This is a genomic window from Pseudomonas koreensis (assembly GCF_024169245.1).
GTDB classification, from domain to species: domain Bacteria; phylum Pseudomonadota; class Gammaproteobacteria; order Pseudomonadales; family Pseudomonadaceae; genus Aquipseudomonas; species Aquipseudomonas koreensis_F.
Window position 1 is genome coordinate 2506085 of record NZ_JALJWP010000001.1, and the last position, 24152, is coordinate 2530236.

The window sequence follows — 24152 nt, forward strand, 5'->3', positions numbered from 1 at the left end:
GTCGTCCTTTCTATCGGTAAGAGTTTCAGCTTTGCGGTCGGGATGCGCGCTTACTGCACAGTGCGCTGGCTTTCCTGACGCAGTTCCTGAACACCTTTCTGGGAATCCTTCACAGCCTGTTCGGCCTTGGCGGCCTGAGCCTTGCGTTCAGCGACGCGAGCGTCCCATTCAGCCTGTTCGGACAGGCGACGGGCCTCGTCATACTTCTTGTCGTGCATGGCGATTTCAGCTTGTTTCAGTTTGTCCTGAGCCTGCTTCATTTCCACAGCAGCGAACTCGGTACCGCCAGCGCTGACAGCGCTGTTGACGGCCGATTGGGTCACGGCGTACTGCTCGGTCGGTGGGTTACCCGCGCAACCGGCCAGCACGAAGCTGGTGCCGATGGCCAGAGCGGCCAGTTTCAGACCGCGCAGGTGGGAAAACGAGGTTTGGGTTTTCATGGTCTTCAACTCCATTAGGCATCTCCTGAAAATACAACTGAATCCATCCTGGCAGAGGAGCCGAAAGCATCGCTTGTTGACGCGAATTGAAACGCTCGTTCCAGGCGTGGTTACCAGTTCCGACCGGCGGCTTTTTTGAAAAGTTCAGAAAAGATGGCCTATCGCCAAAAATTAAATTGACCGTTTGGACAAGGCTCTGGGACGGGAACTTTGACGGTCGGAAGCGGTACGCGCGGGGTAAATATTCAGGATGTACACCATCCATTGTAGGAGTGAGCCTGCTCGCGATAGCGGCGTGTCAGCCACACATGTGGTAGCTGAAAATCGCCATCGCGAGCAGGCTCACTCCTACAGTCTGATGTGTGTCGGGTCAGTGCTTCTGCTTGTTCTCAGCCGAGGACAAGTCATGCAGATGTCGACGCGACAAGGCCAGAAAACGCGGGGTCGGGCCTACATCCTCATACAACGGGTCACCTTCCTCGTCCGTCGCCACCACAGTCGAGCCCTTCACATACGGCAGGCTCGCTTCGAACTCCTCAAGCGCAGCGCCGATCAGTTCGCCGAGCAGTTCTTCGGGATGGCGCTTGGGATACATCTCGGCAATCGCCGCCAGGCGAGCAGCGGATTCCACATCCAGGTAAATCGTGTAGCCGGTGTCGGTCAGGCGACCTTTGGCGTTTTCTTCCCAATGCTGGGCGAGTTCACGAATTTTCATGATGACCTCATTTCGCGCCTGCTGATCGCAGGCCTGGGTGAGTGTCCGGCAGCGCCGGCAGCGGGCCGTCGTACGGCTTACTGTTGAGACTGGCTTTCGCGCGCAAGGTTTAAGTCGATTCGTCGCCTGCTTGTAAGAAGCGGCGCAGAGCGGCACTCTCTGGCAAAGCATTCATTTCTGCGCTGTCCCCGATTACCGCTGGAGAACTGCTGATGACCGATATTGATGCACGCTTGCGCGAAGACGTTCACCTGCTCGGAGAGCTGTTGGGCAACACCATTCGAGACCAGTACGGCGAGGCGTTCCTCGACAAGATCGAGCAGATTCGCAAGGGCGCCAAAGCCGACCGGCGTGGCTCGATGGACGCTGAACTGAGCGCCAGCCTCAATCAATTGAGCGAAGACGAATTGCTCCCGGTCGCGCGGGCCTTCAACCAGTTTCTCAACCTGGCCAACATCGCCGAACAGTATCAACTGATCCATCGCCGCGAGGAGTCGCAGCCGGCGCCGTTCGAGTCGCGGGTATTGCCGGAATTGCTCGCGCGCTTGCGCAGCGAAGGGCACAGCGCCGAATCCCTGGCCCGGCAACTGGCGCGGCTGGAAATCGAACTGGTGCTGACCGCGCACCCGACCGAAGTGGCGCGACGCACGTTGATCCAGAAGTACGACGCGATCGCCGCGCAACTGGCCGCACAGGATCATCGCGACCTGACCAGTGCCGAGCGCGAGCAGATCCAGACCAAACTGCAACGGCTGATCGCTGAAGCCTGGCACACCGAAGAAATCCGCCGCACCCGGCCGACCCCGGTCGATGAAGCCAAGTGGGGCTTTGCGGTGATCGAGCATTCGTTGTGGCAGGCGATCCCCAACCACATGCGCAAGGCCGATCAGGCGCTGTTCGCCGCGACGGGCCTGCGCTTGCCGCTGGAAGCCGCGCCGATCCGCTTCGCCTCGTGGATGGGCGGCGACCGTGACGGCAACCCCAATGTCACCGCCGCCGTCACTCGCGAAGTCTTGCTGCTGGCGCGCTGGATGGCCGCTGATTTGTACCTGCGCGATGTCGATCATCTTGCTGCCGAGTTGTCGATGCAACAGGCCAGCGACGCGCTCAAGGCCAAGGCTGGCGACAGCGCCGAACCCTATCGCGCGGTGCTCAAGCAATTGCGCGAACGCCTGCGTGCCACGCGCAACTGGGCACACGCCGCGTTGACCGCGCCGACCCCGGCAACCGCCGATGTGCTGAATGACAATCGCGATCTGCTCGAACCACTGCAGCTGTGTTTCAACTCGCTGCACGAATGCGGCATGGGCGTGATCGCCGACGGGCCGTTGCTCGATTGCCTGCGTCGGGCGGTGACGTTCGGCCTGTTCCTGGTGCGCCTCGATGTGCGTCAGGATTCCACGCGGCACAGCTCGGCGATGACGGAAATCACCGATTACCTCGGCCTCGGCCGCTATGAGGACTGGGACGAAGAACAGCGCATCAACTTCCTCACCGAGGAGCTGAACAACCGTCGTCCGTTGCTGCCAGCGCATTTCAAACCGTCGGCGGATACCGCTGAAGTGCTCAACACCTGCAAGGAGATCGCCGCCGCGCCCGCTGCGTCGCTGGGCTCCTACGTGATCTCCATGGCTGGCGCGGCTTCCGATGTCCTCGCGGTGCAATTGTTGCTCAAGGAATCCGGCGTGCTGCGGCCGATGCGTGTGGTGCCGTTGTTCGAAACCCTCGCCGACCTCGACAACGCCGGGCCGGTGATGGAGCGTCTGTTGCTGTTGCCGGGCTATCGCGCGCGCCTGCAAGGTCCGCAGGAAGTGATGATCGGCTATTCCGACTCGGCCAAGGATGCCGGCACCACCGCTGCGGCCTGGGCGCAATATCGCGCGCAGGAGCGGCTGGTGGAAATCTGCCGTGAACAGCAAGTCGAACTATTGTTGTTCCATGGTCGCGGCGGCACCGTGGGACGTGGCGGCGGCCCGGCGCACGCGGCGATTCTGTCGCAGCCGCCGGGTTCGGTGGCGGGGCGTTTCCGTACTACCGAGCAGGGCGAAATGATTCGTTTCAAATTCGGCCTGCCAGACATCGCCGAGCAAAACCTCAATCTGTATCTGGCCGCCGTGCTCGAAGCGACCTTGCTGCCACCGCCGCCGCCGACGCCTGAATGGCGGCACCTGATGGACGAATTGGCGGCCGACGGGGTCAGCGCTTACCGCCAGGTAGTGAGGGAAAATCCGCAATTCGTCGAGTATTTCCGTCAGTCGACCCCGGAGCAGGAACTGGGACGTTTGCCTTTGGGCAGTCGTCCGGCCAAGCGCCGTGCCGGCGGAATCGAAAGCCTGCGGGCGATCCCGTGGATTTTCGGCTGGACCCAGACGCGGCTGATGCTGCCGGCGTGGCTCGGTTGGGAGACAGCGCTGAGCAAGGCCCTGGAGCGCGGCGAGGGCGAATTGCTCGGGCAGATGCGCGAGCAGTGGCCGTTCTTCCGCACCCGCATCGATATGCTGGAGATGGTTCTGGCCAAGGCCGACGCGGATATTGCGCAGTCCTACGACGAGCGTCTGGTCGAGGCCGATCTGCTGCCGTTGGGCGCGCAGTTACGCGACCTATTGTCGCAGGCGTGCTCGGTGGTGCTCGGCCTGACCGGGCAGTCGCAGCTGCTGGCGCACAGCCCGGACACTCTCGAATTCATCCGCTTGCGCAATACCTACCTCGACCCGCTGCATCTGTTGCAGGCGGAGTTGTTGGCGCGTTCGCGGCAGCAGGAAGTCGAGCAGGGCAGCCCGGTGGAACAGGCGTTGCTGGTGTCTGTGGCGGGGATTGCCGCCGGATTGCGCAATACCGGCTAAGGTTGCTGATCACGTCAGGCGGCATTCGCGATGAGGATCGGATGCCGCCACGCTTGGCGTAGGAAAGTGCCGCGAGGCGACAGTTAATGTTGGGGTTGCGACTTGGGTTACCGCGTCGCGAGGTCACGGCGGGCGTCGGTTTCTCCGACTTTTGGCGTCTTGTGTGGGCGCAGCCTGCTGTGTATCTTGATCAGCCTTTGGCCGTTTGTGCGGCCACGACCCGTATTTTCAGGATCCGCCGGTTACGAGCGAATCCTTTGTTTTGTAAAGCTTTTATATAAAAAATTGAGGAGCACATCGATGCGCGTCATTCTGCTGGGAGCTCCCGGGGCCGGTAAAGGTACTCAGGCAAAGTTCATCACCGAGAAATTCGGCATTCCGCAAATCTCCACCGGCGACATGCTGCGTGCTGCGGTCAAGGCCGGCACTCCACTGGGCGTGCAAGCCAAGAGCATCATGGATGCCGGCGGCCTGGTGTCGGATGACCTGATCATCGCGCTGGTCAAGGACCGCATCGCTCAACCTGATTGCGCCAACGGTTTCCTTTTCGACGGCTTCCCGCGCACCATTCCGCAGGCGGAAGCACTGGTCACTGCCGGTGTCGAACTGGACGCTGTGGTGGAAATCGCTGTTGAAGACGAAGAAATCGTCCAGCGCATCGCCGGTCGCCGTGTTCACGAAGCCAGCGGCCGCGTTTACCACATCGTCTACAACCCGCCGAAACTGGCAGGCAAGGACGACATCACCGGCGAAGAGCTGGTGCAGCGCAAGGACGACACCGAGGAAACCGTGCGTCATCGCCTGTCGGTCTACCATTCGCAGACCAAGCCGCTGGTGGAGTTCTACCAGAACCTTTCCGCGAAGAACGGCGGCAAGCCGAAGTACAGCCACATTCCAGGCGTGGGTTCGGTCGATGCGATCACCGCCAAGGTGCTGGCCGCGCTGAGCTGAAAAGTCTGAACAGACGCATCATCCACGGCCCGCTTGCGGGCCGTTGTTGTTTATACTGACGCACTTTTTCCCACCCCTGTTTTGGAAACATCGATGAGCACCTTGCTGGCCCTGGACACCGCGACTGAAGCTTGCTCCGTTGCCTTGCTGCATGACGGCAAGGTCACGAGCCATTACGAGGTGATCCCGCGCCTGCACGCGCAGAAGCTGCTGCCGATGATCCAGCAATTGCTCGCCGATGCCGGCACCACGCTGCAAGCGGTCGACGCGATTGCTTTCGGCCGTGGCCCGGGCGCGTTTACCGGTGTGCGCATTGCCATTGGTGTGGTGCAGGGTTTGGCCTTTGCGCTGGATCGTCCGGTGTTGCCGGTATCCAATCTTGCGGTGCTGGCGCAGCGTGCCTTGCGTGAGCATGGCGTCAGCCAGGTGGCGGCTGCGATTGATGCGCGGATGGATGAGGTGTATTGGGGCTGCTATCGCGAGACGGCAGGGGAGATGCGTCTGGTCGGCGCCGAAGCCGTGCTGCCGCCGGAAGTCGCCGCGCTGCCGGCTGACGCCAGTGGCGATTGGTTCGGTGCCGGAACCGGTTGGGGTTATGGTGAGCGCATTGCGGTCAATCTGAGCGGCTCCGACGCCGGCATGTTGCCCCACGCCGAAGACCTGCTGACGCTGGCGCGTTTCGCCTGGGAGCGCGGCGAATCGATCCCGGCGGATGACGCCCAACCGGTTTACCTGCGCGATAAAGTCGCCACCCCGAAAGCCCGCTGACACGACACTTTCTCCTGTGGGAGCGAGCCTGCTCGCGAAGGCTTCTGGTCAGTCAATGCATATGTTGAATGTGCTGGACTCTTCGCGAGCAGGCTCGCTCCCACAGGTTCGCTGGTCACATACAAATATCGCCAATCGTCAGTTTCTACCCCCTCGCTTAAAACCTTTTGCGCTTTCTGTGTTCTAGTTATCACTCGGCGGTTTGCTAAGTCGGTCAAGTGCCGCTAAATTGCCATCATCGATACCGGGCATGACATTATGCGTATAGACGGCGTTTCCACTCAGTCCTATCCCATCAAGCGCAAGCCGCGCAAAGGCAATGCGGCGCTGGATGAGTCCGTCGACATCATCGACGGCGAGCTGGAATTTCCGAGCGAAGAGCAAATGGCCGCTCGTGCTGCCCAAGCCACCGCGCAACGTCTGAGCAACCTGCCTGCCCGTCAGCAAGACATGATCTACCACCGCGCAATGAAGAAAAGCGTAGCGATGGCCTTGGCCAGCTACCTGAGCACCGCCGGTTTTGTCGATTGGGATGCGGACGTGCTGGGCCTCGATCTGTATATCTGATGGATCTGCCTTACTACCTCGGCTGCCCGTCCTGGAGTGAAAATGCCTGGCGCGAGTATCTGTATCCGGTAGACGCAAAAACCTCCGATTTTCTCGCTCTCTACTGCCAGATGTTCAACGCGGTTGAAGGCAACACCACCTTCTACGCCAGTCCGTCGCCAGCCACTGTGCAGCGCTGGGCCGAGATCATGCCCGCGCACTTTCGCTTTACCGCCAAATTTCCCGGCGACATCAGCCACAGCGGCGATCTGCGCGAGCAACTGACCGCTGCCGAAACTTTCCTGCAATTGCTAAAACCCCTTGGTGAGCGTGTTTCGCCGCTGTGGCTGCAACTGTCGAAAAGCTTCACACCGCAGCGTCTGCCGGAACTGGTGGCGTTCATCGATGCGCTGGATTGCCCGCTCGCGGTGGAAGTTCGCAATGAACAATTCTTCGCCAAAGGCGAGAGCGAGCGCCTGCTCAATCGTCTGCTGCTGGATCGCGGCGTGGAGCGCATCTGCCTCGACCCGCGTGCGCTGTTCAGTTGCTTGTCGACTGAGTCTTCGGTGATCCACGCGCAATCGAAGAAGCCGCGAGTGCCGACCCGTCCGGCAGCGTTCACGCAGTTTCCACAGGTGCGCTTCATCGGCCATCCCGAGCTTGAGGCCAACGATGCGTTTCTCGTGCCGTGGGTGGCGAAGATTGCTGAATGGATCGAAGAGGGGCGCACGCCGTACATCTTCCTGCACACCGCTGACAACCTGTTGGCAGCGAAACTGGCGCAACGTTTTCACGCTCAGCTGATGCAACGTTTGCCTGGCTTGCCCGCGCTGCCTGAGCTATACAGAGAACCCGCCGCCGAGCAGCTTGGCTTGCTCTGAGGCGGGTTTTTTTCTGCCCCGGAGCCCGTCGATGAACGTCCAAGCCAGTCAAGCGCAACTGCGTAAAGCCCAGGCCTTCAAGGCCCTGCATGATCGCCAGGGAATCTTTGTGATTCCCAATCCGTGGGATGCCGGCTCGGCGAAGATGCTCGCCAGTCTGGGTTATCAGGCCTTGGCCACCACCAGCGCCGGTTACGCGTTTTCTCAGGGCAAGGCCGATGGCGCGTTGAGTCTCGAAGAGACCCTGACCAATGTCCGCGCGATCGTCGCAGCGACGGATCTGCCGGTGGCGGTGGATCTGGAAAACGGCTTTGCCGATGACCCGGTTGTCTGCGCACAGAGTCTTTTACGCGCAGCCGAGGCGGGCGCGGTGGGCGGTTCGATCGAAGATGCCACGGGGCGTCCGGACGCGCCGATCTATTGTTTCGAACACGCCGTGGCGCGCATTGAAGCCGCCGTCGCGGCGGTGCGCACGCTGCCGTTTCCCTTTGTCCTCACCGCTCGCGCGGAAAACTACCTGCACGGTCACCCGGATCTTGATGACACCATTCGCCGCTTGCAGGCGTTCGCCGAGGCGGGTGCCGACGTGCTCTATGCACCGGGTTTGCGCACCGCCGAAGAAGTGCGCGCAGTGGTGCAAGCGGTGGCGCCGAAACCGGTCAATGTATTGATGTCCGGTGGTTTGAAACTGACGGTGCAACAGCTTGAGGAAATGGGCGTACGGCGGATCAGCACCGGGTCGGCGCTGGCGCTGGCGGCGTTCGGCGAGTTCTTCCGCGCGGCTGAAGAAATCCAGCAGTCCGGCACCTTTGGCTTTACGTCGCAGTCGATGCCGTACGCCAAGGCCAATCAGTTCTTCAAGGACTGAGCATGGGGCGCTGGCTGTTCTGGGGGGTGTTGCTCGCGATCGCTGGTGGCGCGGTAAGTGTCTGGCATGGCTGGCTGGACGTGCCGCCGCAGTGGAACCCTTGGGCACCGCTGGACGTAAAAGCCGCGCCCAATTGGCTGACCGGTTACAAACTCATGCGCCTGCGCAGCGATCCTGAGCTGTGCGCACAGGTGCTGGGCAGCTCGGATCTGCGCGTCAGCCGCCAGGCCGACAGCCCCGGTGCCAAGTGCCCGCTGATCGGCGCTCTGCGTGTGCAGGGCGGTGAAGTGGCGCTGAGCAGCAGTTTCATCGCCAGTTGCCCCCTCGCAGTTTCGTACGCCATGTTCGAACACCACACCCTGCAACCGGCGGCGCAATCAGTTTACGGCCAGAAGATCACGCGGGTCGACCATCTCGGCAGCTTTGCCTGTCGCAATGTCTACAACCGTGAGAGCGGCGCGCTCAGTCGACACGCCAGTGCCGACGCGCTGGACATCGCCGGCTTCCGCCTCGCTGACGGACGCACGATCAGCGTACTCAAGGACTGGCCAAAACAGAATCAGGACGCACAATTTCTGCGTCAGCTGCGCGATGGCGCCTGTGAGTCATTCAGTGTGGTGTTGAGCCCGGATTACAACGCTGCCCATCGCAATCACTTTCATGTCGATGTCGGGCGCTGGAGCGTGTGTCGCTGAGGATCAGGCGGCGAGACGCAGGTTCTGCAGAACGATAGGGCGAGCCCAGCCGTTATCGAAGTCCAGGGCTTTCTGCTGTTCAACGATTTCTTCCGGTGGGAACGGCGGGTATGGCTTCTGCAGCAAGTCCAGGTCGAACTCGGCGATCGGCAGGTACAGTGGACGTTTCTGCGGAGCGGGGCCTGGTTCAGGCAGCGGCTGGCCATTGTTGATCACGATCGGGCGCACCCAACTGCTGTCGAAGTCCTGTTGCTCTTGCTGGGCTTTGATTTCTTCAGGCGGGAACGGCGGGAACGGCTTGTCCAGCAGCTCCATTTCAAATTCGGCGATCGGCAGGAACAGCGGCTCTGGCGGACGAACTTCGGTTTCCACCACATCGCACTCGCGCTGGCTGACGATGTGCGCGTGCAGTTCGCTGCCAACGGTCGGTTCTTCCGGGCTGTTCAGGTCTACCGGTGGAAACGTGCCACAGGCAGGCACCACTTCACTCGTCTGTTCGGCCAGGGCCTGGGCAAAGAAATCCTGCCACAGGTGACTGACGCCGCTCAGTGCTTGAGTGTTATGACGGCTGAAGTCGCCATGGGGCGAAACGTAGCCAATCGATGTGGGAAGAATGCCTGACATTTTTTTCGGTTGACGCTCAGCTCTGGCAAAATGCGCGTTGAATGGTTTATCGGCGGTTTTTGTCGATCCTTAACTTTTTTGAGCGTTTTTTCATGATCGAGTCACCCGCGGCCTGCCGCATCCATGTCCAGGCCCTCGCCCCAGCGTTTCAAACGCAAGCCGAACACTGGGCCGAACGTCTCGGCCTGCCGCTCGGCGAGGCCGACGGTGAGTTCGCCTTGCAGGTCGGCGAGCAGGGTTTGCAGTTGCAGCAGCTCGGCCCGGACGCCCCGGGGCCGGTGCGGGTCGACTTTGTCGAGGGCGGTGCGGCGCATCGTCGTTTGTATGGCGGCGGCAGCGGGCAGATGATTGCCAAAGCTGTCGGCATCGCCCAAGGCGTGCGCCCGCGCGTGCTCGACGCTACGGCGGGGTTGGGCAAGGATGCATTTGTACTGGCCAGTCTCGGTTGTGAAATGAGCCTGATCGAGCGTCAGCCGCTGATCGGCGCACTGCTCGAGGACGGCTTGGCGCGGGCGGCGGAAGATTTCGACGTGGCGCCGATCGTGGCGCGGATGAAATTGCTCAAGGGCAACTCCATCGAAGTGATGCGCAGCTGGGAAGGGGAGCCGCCGCAGGTGATCTATCTCGATCCGATGTTTCCGCATCGTGAGAAAACCGCATTGGTGAAGAAAGAGATGCGCCTGTTCCGACCGCTGGTAGGCGATGACCCGGATGCACCGGCCTTGCTCGAAGCGGCGCTGGCCCTGGCCACGCACCGGGTCGTCGTTAAGCGCCCGCGCAAGGCACCGTGCATCGAAGGGCCGAAACCGAGCCATGCGCTGGATGGCAAATCGAGCCGGTATGACATTTATCCGAAGAAAGCGCTGAAGCCCTGAAACCGAGTCGCCTCATTCGCGAGCAGGCTCGCTCCCACAGTTGAAATGCATTCCGATGTGGGAGCGAGCCTGCTCGCGAAGCGGTCTGCACAAGCACCGCAAAACTGTCAGGGTTTGTACGCCCGCATAAACAACCCCACCACCTCCCGCACATGCCGTTCCGCCGCCTCACCCGTCAGCGGCTCGCCACAGCCATACAGCAAACGAAAATTCCCCGCGCCTTTGATCAGGCAGAAGAAGTGCTCGGCGGCATTGCGTGGCTGGTCGATGCTCAGCGCGCCGGTCGCATGGATCTTCGCCAGCAAACCTTCCATTCCATTGACCACCCGCTCCGGGCCGGCCTCGAAGAAGATCAGCGACAGCTTCGGGTCCTGACTGCCCAGCGCCATGATCAGGCGGTGCAGGTTCACTGATTCGTCGCTGTTGATCAGTTGATGGAAGCCCCGGGCAATGTTCAGCAAGACGTTTTCCACCGGGATATTTTCCGGCAATTCGAAGAACAGCGGCGGCAGTTGCTCCTCGCATTTCGCGACGACGGCGGCGGAAAACAGCGTCTCCTTGTCGTTGAAATGGCTGTAGACCGTCAGCTTTGACACGCCGGCCTCGCTGGCCACCGCGTCCATGCTGGTGTTGGCGTAGCCATGACAGAGAAACAGGGTTTTCGCCGCGTCGAGGATCGCCTGGCGCTTGGCCAGATCCTTGGGTCGGCCCGGGCCGTTTGGAGCTGAAAGATTGTTCGACATTCTTCGCTTTTAATACTGGACTGGTGAGTTTGCTATTAATACCATACCCGCCAGTATAAATATTCCAAGCCTCATTCGCGAAAGGTCCGTCACCATGTTCCGCCATGCGTTGTCCTTTGCATTGCCAGCCAGTCTGGCGTTCCTGTTATCGGCATGTGGTCAGGAAGAGGTGACCAAAGTCACCGTGCGACCGGCCATGGTGGTGCAACCCGAGCCTTCGGCGCAGGCGATGGAAAGCTATCCGGGCGAGGTTCGCGCGCGTTATGAGCCTGATCTGGCGTTTCGCATCGGGGGCAAAGTCAGCCGACGACTGGTCGACGAAGGCCAGCGCGTCAAAGCCGATCAGCCCTTGGCCGAACTCGATCCGCAAGATGTGCGCCTGCAACTGGAGGCCACCCGCGCTCAGGTCGCCGCCGCCGAGGCCAATCTGAACCTGGTGCGCGCCGAGCGCGATCGCTACAAAACCCTGATGGAGCGGCAGATGGTCAGCCGCTCGGCCTACGACAACGCGGAAAATCTATACCGCTCCGGCGAAGCCCGCCTTAAACAAATCAAAGCTGAATTCAACGTTTCGACCAACCAAGCCAGTTACGCGGTGCTGCGTGCGCCACAGGATGGCGTGGTGGCCAAGCGTTCGGTGGAAGTCGGCCAGGTGGTCGCCGCCGGGCAAACCGTGTTCACTCTCGCTACCGACGGCGAGCGCGAAGTCCTGATCAGCCTGCCGGAGCAAAGCTTCGGCCGCTTCAAGGTCGGTCAGCCGGTCTCCGTAGAGTTGTGGGCGCAGCAGAATCAACGCTTCGCTGGGCAGATCCGCGAGCTGTCGCCAGCCGCCGATCCGCGCTCGCGCACTTTCGCCGCGCGCATCTCGTTCACCAGCGGCAAAGTCCCGGCCGAGCTGGGGCAGAGCGCCCGGGTGTTCGTGCAAGCGGCCGACAGTGTTTCGCTGTCCATTCCGCTTTCCGCGCTGACCGCTGAAAACGGCGCCACCTACGTATGGGTAGTCAACGGCAACAACTCGTTGAAGAAAACCCCGGTGCGGGTCGGCCCGTTCGGCGAGAAAAGCGTGGTAGTGCTCGAAGGCCTGAGCGCCGGCGACTGGGTGGTGGCTGCCGGCGTTCACGTGTTGCTCGACGGCCAGCAGGTGCGGCCGGTGGATCGCGCCAACCGTGTGGTCAATCTGGCGAACAAGGAGTAAGCCCCGATGCGCTTCAACCTCTCCGAATGGGCGTTGCGTAATCGCCAGATCGTACTGTTCCTGATGCTTTTGCTCGCCGTTGTCGGCGCGTTGTCCTACACCAAACTTGGCCAGAGCGAAGACCCGCCGTTCACCTTCAAGGCGATGGTCATCCAGACCCGCTGGCCCGGTGCGACCGCGCAGGAAGTCTCGCGCCAGGTCACCGAACGCATCGAAAAGAAGCTGATGGAAACCGGTGAGTACGAACGCATCATGTCGTTCTCCCGCCCCGGCGAATCCCAGGTCACGTTCATTGCCCGCGACTCGATGCACTCCAAAGACATCCCCGACCTCTGGTACCAGTTGCGCAAGAAGGTCGGTGATATCCGCCAGACCCTGCCGCCGGGAATTCAAGGGCCGTTCTTCAACGATGAGTTCGGCACTACCTTCGGCAATATCTACGCGCTGACCGGCGACGGCTTCGATTACGCCGTGCTCAAGGATTACGCCGACCGCATCCAGATCCAGCTGCAACGGGTCAAGGACGTCGGCAAGGTCGAACTGCTCGGCCTGCAGGACGAGAAGATCTGGGTCGAGCTGTCCAACGTCAAACTCGCCACGCTGGGCCTGCCGCTAGAGGCGGTGCAGCAGGCGCTGGAGGAACAGAACGCGGTGTCCACGGCGGGGTTCTTCGAGACCGGCAGCGAGCGCTTGCAGCTACGCGTTTCAGGGAATTTTCAGACAGTCGATGAGATAAAGAACTTTCCGATCCGCGTCGCCGATCGTACGTTCCGCATCTCCGATATCGCCGATGTGCGTCGCGGTTTCAGCGATCCACCGGCGCCACGCATGCGTTTCATGGGTGACGATGCGATTGGTCTGGCCGTGGCGATGAAGGACGGCGGCGACATTCTGGTGCTGGGCAAAGCGCTGGAAGGCGAATTTTCGCGGATCCAGAAAAACCTCCCGGCCGGCATGCAACTGCGCAAGGTCTCCGATCAGCCGGCCGCAGTGAAAACCGGGGTCGGCGAGTTCGTTCAGGTGTTGGTCGAGGCGCTGGCGATTGTATTGCTGGTGAGCTTCTTCTCTCTCGGCGTGCGCACTGGCATGGTCGTCGCGCTGACCATTCCGCTGGTGCTGGCGATGACCTTCGCCTGCATGTATTACCTCGGCATCGGCTTGCACAAGATATCTCTCGGCGCGCTGGTGCTGGCGCTGGGGCTGCTGGTGGACGACGCGATCATCGCCGTGGAAATGATGGCGATCAAAATGGAGCAGGGCTTCGATCGCATTCGCGCGGCGAGTTATGCCTGGACCAGTACGGCGTTTCCGATGCTCACCGGCACGTTGATCACCGCCGCCGGCTTCCTGCCGATTGCCACCGCGCAGTCCGGCACCGGCGAATACACCCGTTCGATTTTCCAGGTGGTGACCATTGCCTTGCTCGCTTCATGGGTGGCGGCGGTGATGTTCGTGCCGTACCTGGGGGAAAAGCTCCTGCCGGATCTGGCGAAAATTCACGCGGCAAAACACGGCACTGGCGATGGTCAGCCGGATCCGTACGCCACGCCGTTTTATCAGCGCGTGCGGCGTCTGGTGGAGTGGTGCGTGGCGCATCGCAAGACGGTGATCGTACTGACCGTCGGCCTGTTCATCGCTTCGGTGATGCTGTTCCGTTTCGTCCCGCAGCAGTTCTTCCCGGCTTCGAACCGGCTGGAGTTGATGGTTGATCTGAAACTGGCCGAAGGCGTTTCGCTGGCGAATACCACCAGCGAAGTCAAACGTCTCGAGGCGCTGCTCAAGGAGCACGCCGGCATCGACAATTACGTCGCCTATGTCGGCACCGGCTCGCCGCGTTTCTACTTGCCGCTGGATCAGCAACTGCCGGCGGCGAGTTTTGCCCAGTTTGTGGTGTTGGCGAAAACCATCGAAGAGCGTGAAGCGCTGCGCAGCTGGTTGATCGAAACCCTCAACGAACAGTTCCCGGGGCTGCGTTCGCGGGTCACCCGTTTGGAAAACGGCCCGCCGGTTGGCTATCCGGTGCAGTTCCGCGTTACCGGTGAACACATCGAAGAAGTCCGTGCGTTGGCGCGCAAAGTGGCGGCCAAGGTTCGCGAGAATCCGCATGTGGTCAATGTGCATCTGGACTGGGAAGAACCGAGCAAGGTTGTGTATCTGAACATCGACCAGGACCGCGCCCGCGCACTTGGCGTGAGTACGGCCAATCTGGCGAAATTCCTCCAGAGTTCGCTGGTCGGTTCGACGGTCAGCCAGTATCGCGAAGACAACGAATTGATCGAGATTCTGCTGCGCGGCACGGTGCATGAGCGCACTGAGTTGTCGTTATTGCCGAGCCTCGCGGTGCCGACGGATAACGGTCGCAGTGTAGTGTTGTCGCAGATTGCCACGCTGGAATACGGCTTCGAGGAAGGCATCATCTGGCACCGCAACCGCCTGCCGAACGTGACGGTGCGCGCCGACATTTACGGCAAGGAGCAACCGGCGACGCTGGTCAAGCAGATCATGCCGACGCTTGACCCGATTCGTGCCGAATTGCCGGATGGTTATCTGCTGGATGTCGGCGGCACGGTGGAGGATTCCGAGCGCGGGCAGAAGTCGGTGAATGCCGGGGTGCCGATGTTCATTGTCGTGGTACTGACCTTGCTGATGGTGCAACTGCGCAGTTTCTCGCGCACGGCGATGGTGTTCCTCACCGCGCCGTTGGGCTTGATCGGGGTGACGTTGTTTCTGATGGTGTTCCGGCAGCCGTTCGGGTTTGTGGCGATGCTGGGGACGATCGCATTGTCCGGGATGATCATGCGCAACTCGGTGATTCTGGTTGATCAGATCGAGCAGGATATTGCTGCGGGGCTCAGGCCTTGGCAGGCGATTATCGAGGCGACGGTGCGGCGCTTTCGGCCGATTGTGTTGACGGCGCTGGCGGCGGTACTGGCGATGATTCCGCTGTCGCGCAGTGTGTTTTTCGGGCCGATGGCGGTGGCGATCATGGGTGGGTTGATTGTTGCGACTGCGCTGACGCTGTTGTTTTTGCCGGCGTTGTATGCGGCCTGGTTTCGGGTGCGTAAGGACGCTTGATTTTTGGTGTCGTGGCGGCCTTCGGGCCGACCATGCTTTGGGTGTTTTGGGTGTATATCCGTTTCTGCGGGTGTTGCTGATTACGGTTCCGCCCTTACGGCGGGTCACCTTTTTCAAACGCCAAAAAGGTAACCGAAAAGGCTTGCTCCTGCGTTCGGCCCTCGCAGGCTCGGGTTCCTTCGCTGCGGGATCGATCCGGGCGCAGCGGCTCCGGTTTGCTTCGCTGCACCTCCTTCCGCTGTGTTCGACTTCGTCGAACGGTCGCTGCGCTCCCACGCCCGGATCGATCCCTCCACTCAGCCTTCCGACGTCGCCGGTGGATCAAGATCAAGAGCACTCGAGCTTGCGCTCATTGTCGAGTGGGGCGGCTTCGCCGCGGGCAGCTGCGCTGCTTGCTTTTCTGTGGGAGAGAGCCTGCTCGCGAAGGCGGCCTGACAGCCGACCTGATTGTCCCGGATGCGACGATTCCAATTGTAGGAGTGAGCCTGCTCGCGATGACGCCGTGTCGGCCAACCATTCGCCATCAGATGTACTCGATCTCCTGTGGGAGCGAGCCTGCTCGCGAAAGCGGTCTGACAGCCAATTCATTTCAACTCGCCAATTCACGCTGCCTTCCTACAGCTTTTTCAGAAACCTCCGATCTTGAGGCGCTGCCCGTCGAATGCTGTACTCCGGGTTCTGTTTTTCCGAGTCCTTGAGGCTGTCCCATGAAGAAGCCACCGACATTAAGCGGCAGAACGGATCCTGTTTTCGACCTGTTGGCCCGCTCGCCCCACAAGCAACGACTTGCGGATTATCTGGCGCTGCTCAAGCCGCTCGATGATCAGGGGCGCTATCTGCCATTCGAGGCGTTGCGCTATCGCTGGCCTGCGGGATTGGACGCCAACCTTTGTTGGGCGTTGGTGAAGAAGGCGCGGGCAGCCCAGTACATCCGTTTGTTGCCGTTGGGCGAGCCGGTGCAGTGGGGCAAATATGTGCCAACGCCGTTGGCGCAGAAAACCTTGGCTGTGGTGGATCGTCACGCCAGTACGGCCGCGCTGGATTACATGACCAGTCAGATCGGCGAACGTGTGCATTTCTCTTGTCTGCTCAATGACCTGATCGAAGACGAAGCCATCGCAAGTAGCCAGTTGGAGGGCGCTGCGACTACGACTCGTGTTGCCAAGGACATGCTCAAGCATCAGCGCCAGCCGCGGACGCCGGATGAGCGCATGGTCATGGGTAATTATCAAATGATGAATTTCGCTTGGGAAAAGCGTTATGAACCTCTGAGCATTGAGCTGATTGCAGAGATCCATCGAGTGGGTGTGGAGGGGATTGATGACGAGCAGTATTCCCCTGGATTGTTCAGAACCAATGATGAGGTGGTTGTTCAGGATGGTTCGGGCAACACCGTGCACCGACCGCCTCCTGCGGCGGGTCTGGTTACGCGGTTGGCGAGGCTGTCCGGCTGGATCAACCAGCCCGATGCCTCGATCCTGGAAAAAAACTATCTGCATCCACTGATCAAGGCCATCACGCTGCATTTCGCCATGGGTTACGAACATCCCTTTCGCGACGGTAACGGGCGGGTTGCGAGAGCCTTGTTTTACTGGTTCATGTTCAAGCATGAGTTCGCGGGCTTTCGCTACATTACGATCAGCCTGTTGCTACGCAATGCACCGGTGAAATACGGGCGCTCCTATCTGCACACCGAGGCGGATGAGCTGGATCTGACCTATTTCATCGAGTTCCAGTGTTCTGTCATTCTGCGAGCCGTGGTCGGCTTTACCGATATTTACCGCAAGAGCGTGGCAGACACCGAGGATTTTGACCGTTGGCTGATCAGCTCGGGCGTATTTGAGCAACTGACGCAACAGCAGCGCGCCCTATATCAGGTGGCTAAAAGCGGGGAAGCGAAGGAATTTACGGCGAGCAACGTCGCGGAAAATTTTTCCTGCACGGGCAGTGAGGCGAAATCGATATTGGAAGGGTTGAAGCAGTTGCAAATATTCGCCAGAAGAAAGATGGGCCGGGAGGCGGTGTATTTTTTGTGCGGGCCCGTAGAAGAAAAAACACACGGGGTCGAATCACTTCGCCCCGCGTGATGACCGTTTACAACGTACCAAACACCTTCTTCGCCAGACTCGTCGCCGCAGCGGCCGGGTTCTGACGAATGGTTTCTTCCTGCTTGCCGATCATCTCGAACAAACCATTAAGTGCCTGTTCAGTGACGTAGCTTTCAACATTGGCGCTCTTAGCATCGACCACGCCGAAGGCTGCAGCCTGGCCGGCAAAGGAATTGTACTTCTGCGCAACGCCGACCTTGTCGGTAGCTTGCTTGACGATGGGCAGGAATTTCGCGCGGATCTGTTCGCGGCTGGATTTGTTCAGGTATTGAGTCGCCGAATCGTTGCCGCCGCTGAGGATGCCTTTGGCGTCGGCCACGCTCATTTTCTTCACCGCGTCGACGAGGATCGGCTGGGCCTGGGTCACGGCGGATTCGGCGGCTTTGTTCATCGCGGTTTCCAGTTCTTCGACCTGGGCACCCATGCCGAAGGCTTTCATTTTGCTCGCAGCTTTGCCGAGTTTGCCCGGCAGCTCGATTTTCACTTCGGGGTTGTTGCTGAAGCCGCCCGGGGTACCAAGCTGTTTCACGGCGATCTGCGCGCCTTGGGTCAGGGCGTCCTTGAGGCCGCCGGTGGCGTCTTGCTGCGACAGGTCATTGAGCGACAGGGCCAGGGCGTTGGTGGTGATCAGCAGGCCGGCGCAGACGGCGGCGAAGCGAAGGGTAGGGCGGCGCATGGCGGCTTCCTTGTGGCGAAAAATGGATTAACGAACGGCGTCGACGCGGATTTTCAGCGGCTGCGGGTCGTTGCCGTCGAGTTGCACGGCGTGGTTTTGAGTGGTGATGAACATCAGCTCGCCGTTGACTTCAATGCGTGCGCTGACCGAGTAACGGTGGCCGGTTTTGACCTGCGCCGGATCGTAGCTCAAATGAAACGGCAGCGGCACCTGGCCTTTGATCGGGCCTTTCTGTTGGGCGAGGACCACGGCTGGCGCATCGGCCAGCGACACGTCCTGCAGACTCACGCTCAGGGTCGCGCTCGGGGGCAGGGCGATGCGTTGCAGGTAGATGACTTCGCCGTCGAGGCTGGCCTTGCCGGCGGGGGTGATTGATTGGCAGGCGCTGAGCAGCGTGGCGGCGGCGAGGGTCAACAGTTTTTTCATGTAGTACTCCATTCAATTGTAGGAGTGAGCCTGCTCGCGATAGCGGTGTGTCAGACGACAGTGATGTTGACTGAAAAACCGCTATCGCGAGCAGGCTCACTCCTACAGGGATTTGCGTCATGCTTCCGGCAACGCGGTAACCTGATCAGCCGCATCTTCACTGCGGTGCAGCGCGACCTGACGGATCGACAGGCGGATCTCCGCCGGCAACACGCGCTTGGCCGCGCCTTCGGCCAGCTCGCCGAGCAGTTCGTGGTAGCTGAGCTTGCCGGCTTCGTCGCGGCGCAACACGTCGAGGTCGAGCAGGGTCTGGATGAAATGGCGGAACAGGCTCTTGTCGAAGAATTCCGGCGCATTGAGGCCGTGCAGGATCGAAAGGCGCTGGGCCATCACTGTGCAGAGGTCTTCCAGCTCTTCGGCGCTGATGCTGTTCTGGCCGCTGTTGAGCAGCAAAGACACGGTCATGTAGAAACGCTGCAAGGTCTGCGCGATGCTTTTCGACAGCAGCGTCAGCAGCACGAAATGCCGCGAACTCGGTGCCGGACGCATGTACACGTCCTTCTCGAAACGCAGCAGGCCCTGCTCGACGAACGCTTCCAGCCACTGATCGATCACCGCGTCGAGCTCGTCCAGACTCCAGCGGATGAACAGCTCCGATTGCAGGTACGGATACAGCGCGCGGGTGTAGCGCAGGATCTGCTCGCGGCTCATGCGCGAGGTGCTCTGGAAGAAACTCGCCAGCAACGAGGGCAGGGCGAAGATGTGCAGGACGTTGTTGCGGTAGTAAGTCATCAGGACCGCGTTCTGCTCGTCCAGATACAGAATCTTGCCCAGCGCATCGTTCTGCTCGGCGAGCAGATCCATGTCTTTCACATGCTCGATCAGCGCCCGGCCATCGCCTTCCGGCAAGGTAGTGTGCGGCGAATACGGGACTTTACGCAGCAGTGCCAGATACAGATCCAGCACCCGCGCCATGGCGCGATCGTCCAGGGCCAGACGCGTAGTCGACAGCAAGGCAAGGGCCACCAGATTGACCGGGTTGATCGCCGCCGCTTCGTTCAGGTGTCGGGCGACTTTCTCGCCGAGGCGGTTGGTGGTTTCGTTGAGCCACGCCGGTTTGAACTGCGGGCCGAGTTCCTGCTGGCGCCAGTCCGGTTGCTCGGCGTCAAGGAATTCCGCCAGTTTGATCGGCTCACCGAAGTTCACCGCGACTTGGCCGAAGCGCTGCTTCAGCGCACCGATGACTTTGAAAATGTCGAAGATCGATTCTTTCTTCTTGCTCGCCCCGCGCAGTTCGCCGAGGTAGGTGCGGCCTTCGAGCACGCGCTCGTATCCGATGTACACCGGCACGAACACGATCGGCATCCGCGACGAACGCAGGAAACTGCGCAGAGTAATCGCGAGCATGCCGGTTTTCGGTTGCAGCATGCGCCCGGTGCGCGAGCGCCCGCCCTCGACGAAATACTCCACCGGGAAACCTTTGGTGAACAGGGTGTGCAGGTATTCGTTGAACACCGAGGTGTACAACGGATTGCCCTTGAACGTGCGGCGCATGAAAAACGCGCCGCCACGGCGCAGCAGGCTGCCGATAACCGGCATGTTCAGGTTGATGCCGGCGGCAATGTGCGGCGGGGTCAGGCCGTTGCGGAACAGCAGATACGAGAGCAGCAGGTAGTCGATGTGGCTGCGGTGGCACGGCACGTAGATCACTTCGTGACCTTGCGCGACGTTCTGCACGCCCTCGATGTGGTTGACCTTGATGCCGTCGTAGATCTTGTTCCAGAACCAGCTCAGCACCACTTCAAGAAAGCGGATCGCGGTGTAGGTGTAGTCCGAGGCGATTTCGTTGCCGTAGCGCAGGGCCTGGGCCTTGGCTTTTTCCGCGGAGATATTTTCGCGCTCGGCTTCATCGAGAATCGCCTGTTTGACCAGCGGCTGGTTGAGCAGGCCTTTGACCAGATTGCGCCGGTGGGAAATGTCCGGGCCGATCACCGCAGCTTTGAGATTGCGGAAGTGCACGCGCAGGATGCGCTGGGCCATGCGCACGGTGCGCTCGTGGCCCTTGTTGTGATCGATCAGCTCACGCAGGTGGATCGGCGCGGAAAACTGCACGCGAGTCTTGCGGCCGAGGACGATGATGCTCAGCAGCCGGCGCAGGCGCCCAGTGACTGCCCAGCTGTCGGCGAACAACAGTTTCCACGGGCTGTTTTCGCTGTCTGGCGACTGACCCCAGAACACGCTGACGGGAATGATCTGCGCGTCCTCGGCAGCGTTCTGCGTCAGCGCGCTGACCAGACGGGTCAGGGTCGGCGGCGCGCCGCGTTTGTCCTGGCGGCCGAGCCAGTCCGGGTCCGGCGTCAGGTAGAAAAACGCCGCCGGCTCGATCAGCGAACCCACCGATACCGACAGCACCGGACGCGGCAGGCCGGCCTTGGTGCACTCGGTGTCGACCACTGCCAGATCGGTCAGCGAGGGGTTTTGCAGGACGTAGAACACCGGACGACTGCGGTCGAGGTTGAGGGTGAACGACGACTGATTGATGGTCTCGGAGCGAACCCAGAGATACAACAGGCGGCGCAGGGTGCCAAACACAAGACGGCGGAACGGGGAACGGGTCATACGGCTTCTGCGTGAGTGGATAGAACCGAGCAGGCGCTCGGGGCCAGATAGTGTGCAGTATTAAGGGAAAATCGGCAAAAAGCGCCGAAGTAATCTCCTGTTGAGAGTTTCTGCACCTGTCATATACTCGGCGGTCTGTTGCCGGTGCCCTGTCATGGACGTCGGACGCAGGCTGACGTTCCTCGAAGGCTTTCCTGCGAAAAGCCCGTTCAATAATAAAAAAGGAGTATGAACAGATGGCAACACGCGAAACCGGCAACGTGAAGTGGTTCAACGACGCCAAAGGCTACGGCTTTATCCAGCGCGAAGACGGGGTGGACGTGTTCGTGCACTACCGCGCGATTCGCGGCGACGGGCACCGCTCGCTGACCGAAGGTCAGCAGGTTGAGTACGCGGTGATCACCGGTGAGAAGGGCTTGCAGGCTGAGGATGTTGTAGGTCTGTAACACAAATCTGCAGAGCGCTAAAAACCACTGTGGGAGCGAGCCTGCTCGCGAATGCGGTGTATCAGTCACCATTCATATCGACTGACACTGCGCATTCGCGAGCAGGCTCGCTCCCACGTGGGCTCTACGTTGCCCTGGTTACGCGGTCTTCCAGGTGATCTCTTCTTCCCCGTCTTCGCTGATGCGAATCCAGCGATCAGCGGTTTCTTCACCTTCTTCTTCAACCCACGTTCCCGGTGCACAACGCACTTCAACGTTCAGCGCAGCGAATGCAGCGCGGGCGCAGGCGATGTCGTCGTCCCACGGGGTCTGGTCGCTTTCCAGGTACAGACTGTTCCACTTGCCCACGGCTTTCGGCAGCCAGGTCACCGGCACGTTGCCGGCCTTGCACTTGTACGTCTGGCCTTTCTGCACCCAGTCGCTGCACGGGCCCAGCGCTGCGCCGAGCCAGGCGGAAATGGCCTTGTGGTCGACGTCAGCGTCTTTCAGGTAAATCTCGATGTCCGGTTGGCGCATGGATGTCCTCACTGCGGGTCTGAAAAATCCATTCGCGGATTTAGCCGGCCCCGGGCCTGTGCCCGAGACCAAAAGTTATTGAAGAACGAAATAATCGTAGCGCATCGACACGCTGGTCTCGAACGGCTCGGCCTGTTCGATCACCGCCGCGCGTCGCTCGGCACTGGCACGCCAGCCGTGGGGTGTCATCGCCAACAGGTTGGCGCGATCCTCGGGCTTGTCCAGGGTCAGCTTGAATTCCAGCGTCTCGCTATGTGCCAGCGCCATGCCTTCGGGCGCCAGCGCCAGATGCTTGTCGTCTGTGTACTCGCGCACTTCGTCGTACAGACGCTCGCGCAATTCCATCAGATGGCCACGGGTCGGGCCGACTTTCATCAAGCCGCCGCCGACGCTGAGCAGACGCTTGGCTTCCCCCCAGTCCAACGGACTGAAGACGCTGGCGAGAAACTGGCAACTGCCTGACGCCAACGGCACCCGCGCCATGCTGGCAATCAACCAGGTAATTGCCGGATTGCGCTTGCAGGCGCGTTTGACGGCTTCGCGGGAAATATCCAGCGCATAGCCATCGGCGTTCGGCAAAGCCTCGGCGATTTGCGCGGTGTAATAACCCTCGCCACAACCGATGTCGACCCAGCGCTCCGGGGCAAAACTGGCTGCCAGTTCGGCGAGTCGTTTGGCCACTGGCGCGTAATGTCCGGCATTGAGGAAGTCACGCCGCGCTTCGACCATTGCCTGATTGTCGCCCGGGTCACGGCTGTTCTTGTGTTGCACTGGCAGCAGGTTCAGATAACCCTGACGCGCACGGTCGAAACGATGCCCGGCAGGGCAGACCACGCCGTTGTCCACCGCGTTGAGCGGTTCACTGCAGATCGGGCACGCGAGCATCAGGCGAGCAACTTGATCAGGGTCTGGTAGTAGATCTCGGTCAGCACGTCGAGATCGGCTGCCAGCACGCGCTCGTTGACCTGGTGAATGGTCGCGTTGACCGGGCCCAGTTCAACCACTTGCGTGCCCATGGTCGCGATGAAACGGCCATCGGAGGTGCCGCCGCTGGTCGACGCCTTGGTTTCGCGACCGGTGATGTCCCTGATGCTCGACGACACCGCATCGAGCAGCGCGCCCGGTTCGGTGAGGAAAGGCAGGCCGGACAGCGCCCAGTCGATGTGCCAGTTCAGACCATGCTTGTCGAGGATATCGGCAACGCGCTTCTGCAGGCCTTCGACGGTCGATTCGGTGGAAAAACGGAAGTTGAACACCGCCACCAGATCGCCCGGGATCACGTTGGTCGCGCCGGTACCGGAATTGAGGTTGGACACCTGGAAACTGGTCGGTGGGAAGAAGTCGTTACCATTGTCCCAGTGCTCGGCGGCCAGTTCGGCCAGCGCGGGAGCGGCGAGGTGAATCGGGTTCTTCGCCAGATGCGGATAGGCCACGTGACCCTGCACGCCTTTGACCGTGAGCTTGGCGCCGAGGGATCCGCGGCGGCCGTTTTTCACCACATCGCCGACCAGCGTGGTACTCGACGGCTCGCCAACGATGCACCAGTCCAGACGCTCGTTGCGCGCGACCAGACGCTCGACCACAGCTTTGGTGCCGTGATGCGCCGGGCCTTCTTCGTCGCTGGTGATCAGGAAGGCGACTTTGCCTTTGTGATTCGGGTAATCGGCGACGAAACGCTCGGCGGCGACGGTCATTGATGCCAGGCTGCCTTTCATGTCCGCCGCGCCCCGGCCGCAGAGCATGCCGTGTTCATCGATCACGGCGTTGAACGGATCGATCTGCCACTCGGTGACCGGACCGGTCGGCACCACGTCTGTGTGACCGGCGAAGCACAGCACCGGACCGTCGTGGTTGCCGTGGGTGGCCCAGAAGTTATCCACATCTTCGATGCGCATCGGCTCCAGGGTGAAACCGGCATCGCCCAGGCGCTGCATCATCTGCTTCTGGCAGTCGGCGTCGACCGGAGTCACGGAAGGACGGCGGATCAGGTCGATGGCCAGTTGAAGGGTCGGCGATAGGTCGGCGTGGGCCGTCATGTAATAACTCCGGGGTGCGCACGGTAAACCTGTAGGAGCTGCCGAAGGCTGCGATCTTTTGATCTTGTTTTTGAAATCAACAGCAAAATCAAAAGATCGCAGCCTT

General features: G+C 60.8%; 22 protein-coding genes. 12 read left to right on the top strand and 10 right to left on the bottom strand.

Features of this window, described 5'->3' with window-relative positions; genetic code table 11:
• Positions 1-50: 50 nt before the first annotated feature.
• Both J2Y90_RS11195 and J2Y90_RS11200 read right to left on the bottom strand, forming a co-directional pair.
• On the bottom strand, positions 51-455 hold the full coding sequence (locus tag J2Y90_RS11195) for a DUF4398 domain-containing protein (protein WP_024011747.1): 405 nt from the start codon (positions 453-455) through the stop codon (positions 51-53).
• Positions 456-810: 355 nt separating this feature from the next.
• The gene (locus J2Y90_RS11200; RefSeq protein WP_253499508.1) at positions 811-1155 is read right to left on the bottom strand and encodes a pilin assembly protein; all 345 of its coding nucleotides are present in this window, start codon (positions 1153-1155) and stop codon (positions 811-813) included.
• A 212-nt stretch (positions 1156-1367) separates the two neighbouring features.
• Between J2Y90_RS11200 and ppc the strand changes: the two genes are divergently transcribed.
• The 7 genes from ppc (at position 1368) to J2Y90_RS11235 (ending at position 8707) form a co-directional block, all read left to right on the top strand.
• Positions 1368-3998, top strand: a complete 2631-nt coding sequence (gene ppc / locus J2Y90_RS11205; RefSeq protein WP_253499511.1) for a phosphoenolpyruvate carboxylase — start codon at positions 1368-1370, stop codon at positions 3996-3998.
• A gap of 300 nt (positions 3999-4298) precedes the next feature.
• Positions 4299-4949: an adenylate kinase gene (gene adk, locus J2Y90_RS11210; protein WP_039762420.1), complete on the top strand. Its 651-nt coding sequence runs from the start codon at positions 4299-4301 to the stop codon at positions 4947-4949.
• A 93-nt stretch (positions 4950-5042) separates the two neighbouring features.
• Complete coding sequence (gene tsaB, locus J2Y90_RS11215; RefSeq protein ID WP_038357838.1) at positions 5043-5717, top strand: tRNA (adenosine(37)-N6)-threonylcarbamoyltransferase complex dimerization subunit type 1 TsaB; 675 nt, start codon at positions 5043-5045, stop codon at positions 5715-5717.
• A 258-nt stretch (positions 5718-5975) separates the two neighbouring features.
• The gene (locus J2Y90_RS11220) at positions 5976-6284 is read left to right on the top strand and encodes a hypothetical protein (protein WP_042606956.1); all 309 of its coding nucleotides are present in this window, start codon (positions 5976-5978) and stop codon (positions 6282-6284) included.
• A complete protein-coding gene (locus tag J2Y90_RS11225; RefSeq protein ID WP_253499514.1) occupies positions 6284-7144 on the top strand; it encodes a DUF72 domain-containing protein in 861 nt (286 codons plus the stop codon). The genes J2Y90_RS11220 and J2Y90_RS11225 overlap by 1 nt, the downstream gene beginning before the upstream one ends.
• 31 nt (positions 7145-7175) lie before the next feature.
• Positions 7176-8012 (top strand): isocitrate lyase/PEP mutase family protein, encoded by an 837-nt coding sequence (locus J2Y90_RS11230; protein ID WP_253499516.1) that lies wholly within the window; start codon positions 7176-7178, stop codon positions 8010-8012.
• 2 nt (positions 8013-8014) lie between these two features.
• Positions 8015-8707 carry an extensin-like domain-containing protein gene (locus J2Y90_RS11235; protein WP_253499519.1) on the top strand — a complete coding sequence of 231 codons (693 nt, stop codon included), beginning with the start codon at positions 8015-8017 and terminating at the stop codon, positions 8705-8707.
• Between the two features lie 3 nt (positions 8708-8710).
• Here the strand turns inward: J2Y90_RS11235 and J2Y90_RS11240 are convergent, their stop codons facing one another.
• Entirely contained in the window at positions 8711-9331 is a 621-nt protein-coding gene (locus J2Y90_RS11240) for an energy transducer TonB (protein ID WP_253499522.1), read from the bottom strand.
• Positions 9332-9423: 92 nt separating this feature from the next.
• Between J2Y90_RS11240 and J2Y90_RS11245 the strand changes: the two genes are divergently transcribed.
• A complete protein-coding gene (locus tag J2Y90_RS11245; RefSeq protein ID WP_301291642.1) occupies positions 9424-10206 on the top strand; it encodes a class I SAM-dependent methyltransferase in 783 nt (260 codons plus the stop codon).
• Positions 10207-10313: 107 nt separating this feature from the next.
• Here the strand turns inward: J2Y90_RS11245 and J2Y90_RS11250 are convergent, their stop codons facing one another.
• Positions 10314-10949, bottom strand: a complete 636-nt coding sequence (locus J2Y90_RS11250; RefSeq protein ID WP_253499525.1) for a TetR/AcrR family transcriptional regulator — start codon at positions 10947-10949, stop codon at positions 10314-10316.
• Between the two features lie 94 nt (positions 10950-11043).
• Between J2Y90_RS11250 and J2Y90_RS11255 the strand changes: the two genes are divergently transcribed.
• From J2Y90_RS11255 to J2Y90_RS11265, 3 genes are all read left to right on the top strand, one after another.
• Positions 11044-12144: an efflux RND transporter periplasmic adaptor subunit gene (locus J2Y90_RS11255; RefSeq protein WP_253499528.1), complete on the top strand. Its 1101-nt coding sequence runs from the start codon at positions 11044-11046 to the stop codon at positions 12142-12144.
• A gap of 6 nt (positions 12145-12150) precedes the next feature.
• A complete protein-coding gene (locus J2Y90_RS11260; RefSeq protein ID WP_253499531.1) occupies positions 12151-15219 on the top strand; it encodes an efflux RND transporter permease subunit in 3069 nt (1022 codons plus the stop codon).
• Positions 15220-15926: 707 nt separating this feature from the next.
• Positions 15927-17306, top strand: coding sequence for a Fic family protein (locus J2Y90_RS11265; protein ID WP_253499534.1), 1380 nt, complete (start codon positions 15927-15929; stop codon positions 17304-17306).
• Positions 17307-17313: 7 nt separating this feature from the next.
• Here the strand turns inward: J2Y90_RS11265 and J2Y90_RS11270 are convergent, their stop codons facing one another.
• From J2Y90_RS11270 to plsB, 3 genes are all read right to left on the bottom strand, one after another.
• Positions 17314-18003, bottom strand: coding sequence for a DUF4197 domain-containing protein (locus tag J2Y90_RS11270; protein WP_253499537.1), 690 nt, complete (start codon positions 18001-18003; stop codon positions 17314-17316).
• Positions 18004-18030: 27 nt separating this feature from the next.
• The gene (locus tag J2Y90_RS11275) at positions 18031-18429 is read right to left on the bottom strand and encodes a YbaY family lipoprotein (protein WP_253499540.1); all 399 of its coding nucleotides are present in this window, start codon (positions 18427-18429) and stop codon (positions 18031-18033) included.
• 117 nt (positions 18430-18546) lie between these two features.
• Positions 18547-21048 (bottom strand): glycerol-3-phosphate 1-O-acyltransferase PlsB, encoded by a 2502-nt coding sequence (plsB, locus tag J2Y90_RS11280; RefSeq protein ID WP_253499543.1) that lies wholly within the window; start codon positions 21046-21048, stop codon positions 18547-18549.
• Positions 21049-21284: 236 nt separating this feature from the next.
• Between plsB and J2Y90_RS11285 the strand changes: the two genes are divergently transcribed.
• Positions 21285-21494: a cold shock domain-containing protein gene (locus J2Y90_RS11285; RefSeq protein ID WP_180699591.1), complete on the top strand. Its 210-nt coding sequence runs from the start codon at positions 21285-21287 to the stop codon at positions 21492-21494.
• A gap of 138 nt (positions 21495-21632) precedes the next feature.
• Here the strand turns inward: J2Y90_RS11285 and J2Y90_RS11290 are convergent, their stop codons facing one another.
• The 3 genes from J2Y90_RS11290 to dapE form a co-directional block, all read right to left on the bottom strand.
• A complete protein-coding gene (locus J2Y90_RS11290) occupies positions 21633-22010 on the bottom strand; it encodes a hypothetical protein (RefSeq protein WP_115146380.1) in 378 nt (125 codons plus the stop codon).
• A gap of 75 nt (positions 22011-22085) precedes the next feature.
• Positions 22086-22895 (bottom strand): putative RNA methyltransferase, encoded by an 810-nt coding sequence (locus tag J2Y90_RS11295; RefSeq protein ID WP_253499546.1) that lies wholly within the window; start codon positions 22893-22895, stop codon positions 22086-22088.
• Positions 22895-24046, bottom strand: coding sequence for a succinyl-diaminopimelate desuccinylase (gene dapE / locus J2Y90_RS11300; RefSeq protein ID WP_253499549.1), 1152 nt, complete (start codon positions 24044-24046; stop codon positions 22895-22897). The genes J2Y90_RS11295 and dapE overlap by 1 nt, the downstream gene beginning before the upstream one ends.
• Positions 24047-24152: the final 106 nt, after the last annotated feature.